Origin of the sequence: Vibrio atlanticus, from assembly GCF_024347315.1 — a bacterium.
Lineage (GTDB): Bacteria > Pseudomonadota > Gammaproteobacteria > Enterobacterales > Vibrionaceae > Vibrio > Vibrio atlanticus.
In genome coordinates this window covers 1,447,426-1,458,461 of record NZ_AP025460.1, presented here as the reverse complement: position 1 = coordinate 1,458,461, position 11,036 = coordinate 1,447,426, and the positions used below count along the sequence as shown (strand labels likewise).

General features: G+C 43.7%; 7 protein-coding genes. 3 read left to right on the top strand and 4 right to left on the bottom strand.

Annotation, left to right across the window (positions count from 1 at the left end):
- Positions 1 to 113 precede the first annotated feature (113 nt).
- A complete protein-coding gene (locus OCV30_RS06540) occupies positions 114 to 833 on the bottom strand; it encodes a FadR/GntR family transcriptional regulator (RefSeq protein WP_009846525.1) in 720 nt (239 codons plus the stop codon).
- A gap of 440 nt (positions 834 to 1,273) precedes the next feature.
- Between OCV30_RS06540 and OCV30_RS06535 the strand changes: the two genes are divergently transcribed.
- Both OCV30_RS06535 and OCV30_RS06530 read left to right on the top strand, forming a co-directional pair.
- On the top strand, positions 1,274 to 1,996 hold the full coding sequence (locus tag OCV30_RS06535) for a FadR/GntR family transcriptional regulator (RefSeq protein ID WP_029222931.1): 723 nt from the start codon (positions 1,274 to 1,276) through the stop codon (positions 1,994 to 1,996).
- 147 nt (positions 1,997 to 2,143) lie between these two features.
- Positions 2,144 to 3,511 carry an MATE family efflux transporter gene (locus OCV30_RS06530; RefSeq protein ID WP_017099070.1) on the top strand — a complete coding sequence of 456 codons (1,368 nt, stop codon included), beginning with the start codon at positions 2,144 to 2,146 and terminating at the stop codon, positions 3,509 to 3,511.
- A 250-nt stretch (positions 3,512 to 3,761) separates the two neighbouring features.
- Here OCV30_RS06530 and OCV30_RS06525 read toward each other — a convergent pair whose 3' ends face one another.
- The 3 genes from OCV30_RS06525 to OCV30_RS06515 form a co-directional block, all read right to left on the bottom strand.
- A complete protein-coding gene (locus OCV30_RS06525; RefSeq protein WP_012603741.1) occupies positions 3,762 to 4,643 on the bottom strand; it encodes an NAD(P)-dependent oxidoreductase in 882 nt (293 codons plus the stop codon).
- 1,339 nt (positions 4,644 to 5,982) lie between these two features.
- Positions 5,983 to 8,136 carry a heparinase II/III domain-containing protein gene (locus OCV30_RS06520; RefSeq protein WP_065680254.1) on the bottom strand — a complete coding sequence of 718 codons (2,154 nt, stop codon included), beginning with the start codon at positions 8,134 to 8,136 and terminating at the stop codon, positions 5,983 to 5,985.
- A 2-nt stretch (positions 8,137 to 8,138) separates the two neighbouring features.
- Positions 8,139 to 10,337, bottom strand: a complete 2,199-nt coding sequence (locus tag OCV30_RS06515; protein WP_065680255.1) for a heparinase II/III domain-containing protein — start codon at positions 10,335 to 10,337, stop codon at positions 8,139 to 8,141.
- Between the two features lie 332 nt (positions 10,338 to 10,669).
- Here OCV30_RS06515 and OCV30_RS06510 point away from each other — a divergent pair, with 332 nt between their 5' ends.
- Positions 10,670 to 11,005, top strand: a complete 336-nt coding sequence (locus OCV30_RS06510) for a cupin domain-containing protein (RefSeq protein WP_009846518.1) — start codon at positions 10,670 to 10,672, stop codon at positions 11,003 to 11,005.
- The last annotated feature ends 31 nt before the right edge of the window (positions 11,006 to 11,036 follow it).

Genomic DNA, 11,036 nt, shown 5'->3' with positions numbered 1-11,036 from the left:
AGTTTTAGAGATCAGAATAAGAAGTGCAATGTCAGAAACATAAAAATACAGATACAAAAAAGCACGCTAAATGCGTGCTTTAAAATTTGTAAGGGCACATCAAGTGCTTTCAGTTAGCTTGTTACAGGCAATCGGTGATTTGATTCTTGCAAGTGACTTGCCGAAACTTGGCGTGCTTTATCACTATTGCCTGCCATAATGGCTTCGTATATTGCGCGATGTTCGTTAATGCATGTGCTGCCTTCTTCTGAAGAGTGCACAATAAAGTTAACAAACATCGTCGTCAATATGTTGCCAAACGGTAAGTAGAAATCATTACCCGTTGCATTGAAGATAAGGCTATGGAACTTCATATCAATATCTAACCAGCGAGCTTGATCAAGCGTTTCTTCGCTAGAAATCTCTACCATTTTTTGGAAAATTTCTGATAATTCAATACGTTGCTCTGCAGTTGCAAACTTAGCTGCCAATGCACACGCTTCAGGTTCAATCGCACGACGTAAACCTAAAAACTGATGACAAAACTGATCGGTATCAGCTAGTCCATCCATCCATTCGATAAGCTGAGGATCTAAAAAGTTCCAGTATGCACGATCAACAACGCGAGTGCCGATTTTAGGGCGTGACTCTAAAAGGCCTTTTGAAGTTAGAAGTTTCACCGCCTCTCGCAACGCCGTGCGGCTAATACCAAACTGCTCACACAGAGCCATCTCACCAGGGATAATCGAACCCTGAGGTAAATTACCCGACAAAATACCACGAGCGATTTCACGTGCTACCTGCACATGAAGGCTTCGCTTAGAGCCTGAAATAGATTTGAAAGTTTCTGCCATGAGTCTACTTACTTATTAGATATGTATTATTTAACTCGTACTATAGCATTGAAAGTATAATGCACCAAATGAGGGGGATAATAACGTGAGCTCCCTTATACTCTATGGTTCTATCAAAATCCCACAAACTTTTCGAAGCTTATCACTACCAGTCGTACCTTCTTATTTATACATACAAATAGTTCCTATTTACGCAATTTTGGCATGCGTAACATCACAAAAATCACCTTAACTTGTGAGTTCCCCTTCACTGCGACGCATTTCTATCGTTATACACTTGATTGAGCCAGGTGTTATTGTATGATTTATTAAAAATAATAGGTGACTGTAGATGTTTGACTCGATAGCCGCTACAAGCATTATCCCTCAAGCTTAAAGTCGCGCTAACTTAAATCTATCCGCTGTTTTTATACTTAATACGTCAGCCTGAGGTGGTTTATATGGCTATATTTTCATTGGTGGCAGATTCAAGCCGCCGAATTCATGTTCAAGTGGCTCGACAGATTGCGCGTAAAATTCTGTCGGGAGAGCTCAAAGAAAAAGAGAAATTACCCAGTGAAATGGAGTTGTGTGAAGTCTTTGGCGTCAGTCGAACTGCACTTCGCGAATCGACAAAGCTACTTTCAGCCAAAGGGCTTATCGAATCAAAACCTAAAGTGGGGACTCATATCAGGCCACGTACTCAATGGCACTTTTTAGACCCTCAACTCCTAGATTGGATTCAAGATCTGGAAGACACCAAACCCTTCTTATCTCAATTTTTAGGCTTAAGAAAAGCGATTGACCCAGAAGCGTGTGCGCTTGCGGCATCCAACGCTACGGTAGAGCAACGTAAAGAGCTTTCGATTCTTTTCCAAAAGATGACCATCGCTGCAAATGGCTTTGATTATGAAGAGTGGACAACCAACGATCATCTGTTTCACCAAACGATTTTCTTGTCGACGGGTAACCAGTTTTACATTCCGTTCGCGAACATTCTGTCGACGATTTTCAAACAGTTTATCGACCACTCTGCCGAAGGCGGTCGCTTCTGTTTAGAAGAGCATAAAGCGATATATGATGCGATTATGTCAGGCAATGCGAATCAGGCTCGAATAGCCTCTCAAGCTTTACTTGATGATGAAAATCAAAAGCTGTCTAGGGTTGAATTAGCCATCGCATAACCAAGATTGACCAAACTGACTCGTGTATCCCAATACACGAGTCAGTCAGTTTTAGCGCCCATTTTTAACCATCCATTACCGTAGTGTTTCATCTTTAAATGTTGAACTCGGGTCCTCTCAGAGAAAACTTACGGTTACACACATAAGGTGTTGTTTGTGTCTACACAATCGTATGTAAGGAAAAATTTCTCTCTCGCCTGGCCCCTAGCCCTAAACGGTATATTGATGCAGTCGATGTTGATGATCGATACGCTGCTGGTCTCTCCTCTTGGTGAAATACCTTTGGCTGCCATGGGAATTGCGACGACTATGGTTGCCTTTGTACTCGGTATTCAAATGGCGCTGGCAAACGGCACTCAACTAGTATTAAGCCGCGCCGTAGGTTCTGGCATCACCGCTTCATTATCCAAAGCGTTTTGGGCAGGTCTGTTCATTAACTTAGGTATCGCGACAATATTTTGGTTTCTACTCACCTTTTTAGAACAGCCTTTAATTCAAGCCTTAACCGACGATAAAGCCCTTTACTTAGAAATCAGCCACTACCTTGATATCTCAAAGTATCTCGTCATTTTCACAGCATTAACGCAAGTGATTATCGCCCTATTTAACGCATTAGGAAGAACCAAGATACCGTTTAAAGGGTATTTGATTGAATTGCCGATCAACGCTGTACTTTCTTATGGGCTCATTCACGGCTTTTCAAATTTCGAAGGTATTGGTGTTCAAGGCGCCGCGCTAGGCAGTGTTATTGCTATCACCCTTCGCCTTGTGTATCTGGTTCTTTGCGTGTATTTCAGCTCAGCAATTTCACTCAAATTAGACGCCCAACGATCAGAGTTCATGACAAACGTTCGCCGTCACTTTATCGAGATATTCCCTGTCGCAGCAAATGTAACCATGCTGTTGATTGGCGCAACGATTTATCAGTTACTGTATTCGCAACTTAACATCAACGCGTATGTTGCGATTACTTTGGTGATGCCTTGGATTAGGGCTGTCTCTCAATTTATTACCGCTTGGGCTCACTCTTCCGCAATTACTATCAGCCAAGCGATTGGCTCTAAAAAGATGGATGACCTAGTCAAAAACGTCGATACCAGCATTGATATTGCGGTAGTCATTTCTTTTGTGTGTGCAATCTTGTTCGCAGGCTTAAGTATGGTGATTGGTGACATTTACCCGAACTTGGACGAGTCTACATATCAAGCGTTGGCCGTTATCGCCCCACTCTACATCTTTTTACCGATTGTTCGTGGCTACAACACAGTCCATGGAAATGTATTGAGAGCACTAGGAAAAACAACCGCAGTCTTCAAAATCAACTTTACTGGTCAATGGGTAATTTCAATTCCATTGTGTGCATTGATCATCTTTGGATTAGACGGCTCTATCTTTTGGGCATTTGCCATTCAGCCCTTTGAAGAGCTAGTAAAAGCGCTGCCCTTCAGACATCTTGCTCGCAAGTCATTGATAGAGTTCGACTCAAACAAAGCCAACGAATTGATGTATGACTGATCGCCATCAAAAAGTAACAAAGTTACTGTCCCGAGAAAATGTCTGAACTGCTTGTGTAGTCTCAGGCTTATCTCATTTAGATCGATATAGCTCAAACGAAGAGCCTAGACATTTCGCTACGCCATAAAGAATAAGGCTGCATTAAGTACACTTCCTTAAAAAATATCGTTCCAAGAATGTCTAAAAACAAGCATAAAAAAACCCACTCAAATGAGCAGGTTCTTTATCCAACCGTGTCTAAACGACGTGATTACTTCTCTAGTTTAGCGAAGTAGTCGAAGATTACTGGTACGTCGTTTTGACCAAGGCCAGCATCTACAGCAGCTTGTAGGCTTGTTGCGGTACCTTGAGCGATTAGAGACTCAGTACCTAGTTCTTCGCAAAGAGCAAGGAAGTAACCAAGATCTTTGTTTGCGTTAGCAACAGAGAAACCTAGCTTCTCTTCGCCGTCTACCGCGTAGAATTTACAGAATTGCATGAACGGAGAGTTAGATGGACCTGCAGACATAATGTCAAACAATTGCTGACCATCAACACCAGCGCGTTGAGCGACAGCGAAAGCTTGAGACATAGTCGCAACCGTTGTCATACCCATGAAGTTGTTTACAAGCTTAGTCACGTGCCCAGCACCTAGAGCGCCTAGGTGGAATACGTTTTCGCCTTGCTCTTCAAGAACAGGTTTAACTTTGTTGAAAGTTTCCATGTCGCCAGCAGCCATGATGTTCAGAAGACCATCTTTAGCATGGGCTGGAGTACGACCTAGAGGTGCGTCGATCATACCCGCGCCTTTTTCAGCAAGAGCTGCACCGATTTGCTTAGTAGAAGCAGGGATAGACGTACCGAAGTCTACGAGTACTGCACCTTCTTTGATGCCCGCTAGAACACCGTCTTCGCCGTAAACGATTTTTTCAACAACAGCAGAGGTGGTAAGGCAAAACTGAACAATATCACTTGCAGCTGCAAGCTCTTTAGCGGAAGTGAAAGCTGTAGCATTGCCACGAGCAGTAACACGAGCCATCGCTTCTTCGCTTAGATCCATTACGTTTACGTGGTAACCGCGTGTTTGCAGGTTTTCAACCATGTTGCCGCCCATAAGACCTAGGCCAATGAAACCGATTACAGGTTTAGTCATGTTCAACTCCAAATATGTTATTGTATGATTATATGCTCATTATAATAACTAGCCGAATCCGCTAAGGCAACCGTTTTAGGACTTTCGTGCGTGATCCAGCGCATGAATTTCGAATGCGAATACTGACATCACTTATCGAATTGGCCTCATATAAACCCAAAGAATAGGTCTTGTGATTAATAAGTGACAAATCAGATAGCAACTCAGTCTTTCGTCCTTCATATCCGACAATATCTAACCGGATACGAATCAGTAAATCACTTACAGATAAAGCTTGATAGGTTTAATTAGTGTACATTCCTATCGTTCTGACCAAAGAAAAATGAGTCAGGCACACTCTTAAAGTTCCCCCCAATAAATCAAAGCGTCTGACACCTTTCCCTGCCCCCTAAAGGTACTAGAGTAGCTCACAACAAGAACTTGCTGAGTCAAGAATAATGCGGCAAAAACACTGTCATTTTTCAACAACCTTATCCAGTAAGTAATAAATTTCGGACAATACAACACCATCAATTGTATTACTTATAAGCACTAAAAGTCATTGGAAGTTATCGTAACAATACTCGCAGAACCAGATAACAACGTTCATTTTGTTAAATCGTTTCGTTGTCAATGCGCCGCTGCAGCATTGAACGTTTCTCTAAATTTAGGGGCTGTTGATCTTTCGAGCTGGGTTTTGCAGCATCTTGTGGAAAATTTATACAAGGAAGAGGCTTTGACGTGTAGCTGGCCTACATGAAAAGCCGATAACGCTGTAGAAATGAACCACAAGAGCTGCCCGAGGGTTCGGCTAAAATCGTTTTATGCTTTGTTGAAGAATATTTGCTTAGAATGCTAGGCTACATACTCTTCGCCGCGCCTAAAACGATTTTGACTAGGCGTCCCCATCCGAACAAAATTTAACCGCGAAAAGTCAACACGCCCTAGTCAATAAGATCAAAGCCTACTCACTGAGTAGGCTTTTTGTTTGTTGAACGTTCCATTTGTTTCCTACACACATAAAAAAACCGAGCAACTCGCAGTGAGTTACTCGGTTTGACTTATTCCCGATGTTTCAGTCGTTGTTGGTATCAACGAACGATTTTTCAATCACGACTGAATTTCAATGTGATGCTTCGTTCCCGCAAAGCACCACATCAATACATGCCCTCGTTAAACAGCATGTATGTTATACCAATCGTAGTAAATAACTGGTCATCCTAACTTGTTAAAAAGCTCGACAACTTCGTTAGAATTTTTGATTGTAGAATAACTACTTATCGAAAAATTCCGCCTTGTTCTCAAGCTTTTTTCCTGCGCTATTTCTGATCACTTACTTACTGTGATTGGTATTAATCATTTACAGTTGAGCAAATGATCCTTCCCACGAGTATGCCTCTCCCGCGAACTCAACAGTGTGAGTTGCTTGCTGCGTGTCTTCAGCTTGGTTTGAAATACCGTAATGGTAAGTGTTACCAGAAGTAGTCTGAATGCGAACAACAGTCCCGACACTGTTATGGCCCACAACAGACACTGATTTAACCAGACCACGAGCGCCTACAGAGGCTTCGATAGACTCGTTAAAGTAACCATGCGTTTCTAGTACAGAAGCAAACACGTGGTTTTGACCAGACTGACGTAAGATAAGCGCAGGCTCACTCTTAAGGTTAAAGTCTGGATCGTTAGCACCAGTGCGAGCAAAGATTACTTCACTGCCCGCATTCGCGCTGGTTACTAGGCTGTAGTAGCTGCTGTCATGTAGCCAGCTCACCAGAGAGCCCTCTTGGTTCACTTTGCCTGAAGCAACGTTCCATAAGTGCTGGTAACCGTTGTCTTCACCTAGCGGCTTCAGCGTGCTTTCGATGTTGTAGTCGAAGTCAGTACGGATGATTTGACCCGAGTGGTGAACGGGTAGGTCGTACTGGTGTTCAGCGTCAGCTTCGATGCGGTATACATCGATAACTAGTGGCTTCTCGAACTCAGGAAGTTCAGCAAGAATCACGCTGCGTTGCATGTCTACGCCGGTGTAGTACTCAGAAATTGTGCCGCTCATACCTTGCAGAGACTGGTCGTCTGCTACGAAGAAGTGCTTCTGACCAAACTTAGATTCAGCCAATGCCGTATCGAAGTTGTTCTGTGTTTTCTGATCAACCGTTACTGTGTTGTGAGCAACTGTCTGCTTACAGTAAGACTTGTTCTCTGGGATGTAACGACCGCCAAACTTAGGCTCAACGTTTACCCAGCGACCGAAGCCGTAATCGTGCAGCACTTCGTGGCCACGGTTGAATACGCTTAGGTGTAGCCCATCGTAGTGACCGTGGTCTAGCGCAGAGTGGTACTGGTGATCGCTGCCGTGCTGACCAAACCAGATCAACGCCATCGTGTCGTCGTCTTGTTCGTCACGGTGACGAAGAATGCTTACGCCGCCTTTTTCGCCTTCAGGCCCGTCCGTTACAAACAGGCTACCCCAGTTGAATGCTTTGATGTCGTCTGCTGCATTGACAGCGTCAGATAGCGTTTTACCTGAAGCATGGACCCAAACATCTTGTTGGTGATTAGCCATACCAAGTAAAGTTTCAGTCTGCTCATAGCGGTGGTAACACACAGACGTTGCCATAATAACGCCTTCATCGTTAATAGAAATCGTCTTCGATGAATCGTTCAGAGCTGGCAATGTACCGTCTGGGAATGCCGTTTTGAATACCGCGTAAGACGTTGTCTTGATCACTGAGTCGTTGAATTCGTAAATACCAAGATCTGGCTGACGACGTTCAATCGCTTCTGCGAACAAGTAGATTGGACGTAGTGAGAAACGGTGGTAGTAAGGACCTTCCATGTAGTAGCCGTCTGGCGAAAACAGTTGGTCAAGTTGCGCTAAGAAACCGCCGCTTACTTTGTCGAGTTTCAGGCCGTAAAGCGCTTTGTCTACTGACTCTTGATCGTTGATTGCGTAACCACAGATACCTACCGCTGCCACAGCCCATAAGCCGTGGTTGTGTACGATATCGAAGTCGTGTGCGTAAGTAACAACAAACATTTCGATCATTTGCTTAAGAAGATCGTCTTCAATCAGACGCTTTTGTTCTTCAGAAATGGTGTGGTAGATGCAGCTGTACGCACAAGAAGCGTAAAGCATCCACATATTTTCGTTCAACGTTTGGTGGAACAGCTTACCCGGAGGGTTAGAGTCACGGCTTACGTTACTTTCAAGTGTTGGGTACACCTTCGCGTACGCAGTTAACATATCAACGATGTAATCACGGTACTTTGTTTCCTCAGTGATAAGGAACAAACGACCCGCTAGATCCATGTGGATGTAGTTTTGTTTATGACGGTTATGTTCGTAGCCGCCGCCTTCACCGTGACCTGGAACTTCAATGCCAACTTCCGCCATGTAAGCGTCAGTTTGTTTAATATCGCGAGTCAGTGCGTTACCTAAAAGGCTATCCTTGCCAAGTTCTTTACGAAGCTCTGCTGCTTCCTCAAAGTTAAGTAAAAGTGGTTGATAGCTCATTATTATTTCCCCTGCTCTGCTGTGCTTGCTAATTCTGGGTTTAAAATTGTTTCTACTGAGTAGAAGCCTGTCCAGCTGTATACTTTACCGTTCAGTTCTACTTTGTGTTCAGTGCTCACAGTCGCGCCAAGTTGGTTGCTGATCATCACTGTCACGTTTGATTTCTCTGTGGTGATCTCAACTACCGAACCGACATTGGTGTGAGCCACTACTTTGATGTCTTTCACAACACCACGTGCATTAACTGATTGCTCGAATTCTTCGTTGAAGTAACCGTGCGTTTCTAGAACAGAAGCGAACAGTGTTGTTTCGCCTTTGCTACGCAAAATGAATGCAGGCTCTGAACGTAGGTTGAAGCTTGGATCGTTAGCACCAGTGCGAGTAAAGACAACTTCAGCATTGTCGTTAGACGTTGCACCTAGCCACGTGTAGTAGGTGTTGTTCTGTAGCCAGCTTACCAGTGCTGTGCCCTTCACTTCACCGCTTGCGACGTTCCATAGGTGTTGGTAACCGAAGTCTTCACCTAGCGTGTTCAGCTCTTTGTTTGCTTGGTATTCAAAGTTAGTGCGAACAATCTGACCTTGATATTGGTGTGAGTAGTCGTATTGATGCTCGCCTTCGCCGCCTTTCTCAGAATCTAAACGGTAAAGGTCTAATAGTAGCGGAGATTCCAATTCTTCAAGGTTTAGCATGAACACGCTGCGTTGCATGTCAAAACCTTCGTAATGATCGTTAGCAAATGCACTCATGCCGTTGATTTGCTCGCCTTCTACTTTAAAGAAGTGAGGCAAGCCGTGTACTGAGTCTGCACGCTCAACGTCAAAGTTATTCTGACATTTTTCATCAATGGTTACTGCATTATGAGCAATCGTTTGACGTGCGTAAGATTTGTTTTCATCTAGGTAACGACCGCCGAATTTTGGCTCAACGTTCACCCAACGGCAGAAGCCGTATTCACGTAGTACTTCTTGACCGCGGTTGAAGAAAGAAATACCCAGCGTATCGAAGTTGCCGTGACCCATGCCGTGTTGGCCGTAGTTCATCACTAACTGAGAAACGTCGCCTTTCTTATCCTGCATGCGGATAAAACCTTGCGCGCCGTTGTGACCTTCAGGGCCTTCGTTCAATTCAACACTTGGCCAGAAAGGCATGCCGATTTCTTTTTCAGCAGAAGCCGCTTCGTATGCTTTAGATAACTCAAGACCACATGGGTGCATCCATACTGCGTCTTGAATCTTCGCCATACCCAGAATGTTTTGGTCAACACCCTCAGCTGAAGAGTAGTGCTTACTGTAAACACTGACTGCAACCTGAACACCCATGTCTGTGATACCCATTGTACGAGAAGCATCATTCAGAGCCGGGAACTCACCGTTCGGATAAGCCGTCGCAAGCATGGCTTGTACCGTGTTACCAATCACGCCGCCTTTGTAGTTGTAGATATCTACTTCAGGCATATGACGGTGAATCACTTCCGCGAATACACACGTTGGACGAATTGCGTAGCGGTGGTAGTAAGGACCTTCCATGTAGTAACCAGAAGGTGCAAACAATTGAGAAATTTGCGCTAGAAAGCCGCCAGTATCGTTACGGTCGATGCCGTACACTGACATTTCAAGGTACTCGCGCTTGCCTAGAGCAAGACCACAGATACCCACAGCGGCTACTGCCCAAATACCGTGGTTGTGAATGCGGTCGAAGTCGTGTGCGTATTTAACCGTAAACATTTCTAGCATTGGTTCGAAAATGCGCGATTCAATGTTGTCACGCTGCTCTTGTGTCAGTGTTGAAGCAACACAAGAGTAAGCCAAACTTGAGAACATTAACCAGCAGTGTTCGTTCAAGATTTGGTGGAACAAACGACCTGTAGGGTTAGTGTTTTTCTGTACGTGGTAATCAAACGTTAGATATTTGTCTGCGTATTCTTCTAGTAGTTCTGTAACAAAGTCAGCGTACTTTTGCTCTTTAGTGATCAAGAACATGCGACCAGCTAAGTTCATGTACGTGTAGTTTTGCTTATGGCGGTTATGCTCGTAACCACCCGCTTCTCCGTGACCAGGAACATCAATAGGTAAGCACATGAACGCTTCTAGGTCTTTCGCGTTCGCTGCAATGGTTTTGCCCATTAAGCTAGAACGGCCCACTTCAAGGTGAAGTTGCTCTATTTCTGCTTCAGTCAACAATACTGGTTTAGTCGTCATATTCTTTGTCACCCTCAATAAAGAGTTTATCGGTTTAAACTTTGATTAAATTTTCAAACTCCATATAAAGTAATACAATATTAGCTTTAATTGTACCTGTTCGTCGCAAAATGATGAGCAGAATCACATAAACCCGCATAAGCCATTGATATGAATAGATAACACTAAATATCAGGCATTTGTTAAGTTGTTGATTTATTTGCGATATATAAAGTATCGCTTGATCAACATCACACAACTCTAGATATATTGTATTACAATTAAACTCATTCCCTTATGATGAACACAGTTAAGTAACACTTAAAAGATTTAAACAGATTAGGAGATACACAATGAACTCTTTCTTTATTCTAGATGAAAACCCATGGGAAGAATTGGGCGGTGGTATCAAGCGTAAAATCGTCGCGTACACTGACGATCTTATGGCTGTACACCTATGTTTTGATAAGGGCGCAATTGGCCATCCTCATACTCACGAAATTCACGACCAAATCGGTTATGTTGTTCGTGGTAGCTTCGAAGCTGAAATCGAAGGAGAAAAGAAAGTGCTTAAAGAAGGCGATGCTTACTTCGCGCGTAAACACATGATGCACGGCGCCGTTGCTCTAGAGCAAGACAGCATCCTTCTTGATATCTTCAATCCTGCGCGTGAAGATTTCCTAAAATAATAACTAGCGCAACCTCAGTTGCTAAGGTAAG

What these genes read in the sequence shown, in the direction of transcription:
- OCV30_RS06540 (WP_009846525.1), bottom strand. Translation starts at nt 833, where the DNA reads ATGGCAGAAACTTTCAAATCTATTTCAGGCTCTAAGCGAAGCCTTCAT.
- OCV30_RS06535 (WP_029222931.1), top strand. Translation starts at nt 1,274, where the DNA reads ATGGCTATATTTTCATTGGTGGCAGATTCAAGCCGCCGAATTCATGTT.
- OCV30_RS06525 (WP_012603741.1), bottom strand. Translation starts at nt 4,643, where the DNA reads ATGACTAAACCTGTAATCGGTTTCATTGGCCTAGGTCTTATGGGCGGC.
- OCV30_RS06520 (WP_065680254.1), bottom strand. Translation starts at nt 8,136, where the DNA reads ATGAGCTATCAACCACTTTTACTTAACTTTGAGGAAGCAGCAGAGCTT.
- OCV30_RS06515 (WP_065680255.1), bottom strand. Translation starts at nt 10,337, where the DNA reads ATGACGACTAAACCAGTATTGTTGACTGAAGCAGAAATAGAGCAACTT.
- OCV30_RS06510 (WP_009846518.1), top strand. Translation starts at nt 10,670, where the DNA reads ATGAACTCTTTCTTTATTCTAGATGAAAACCCATGGGAAGAATTGGGC.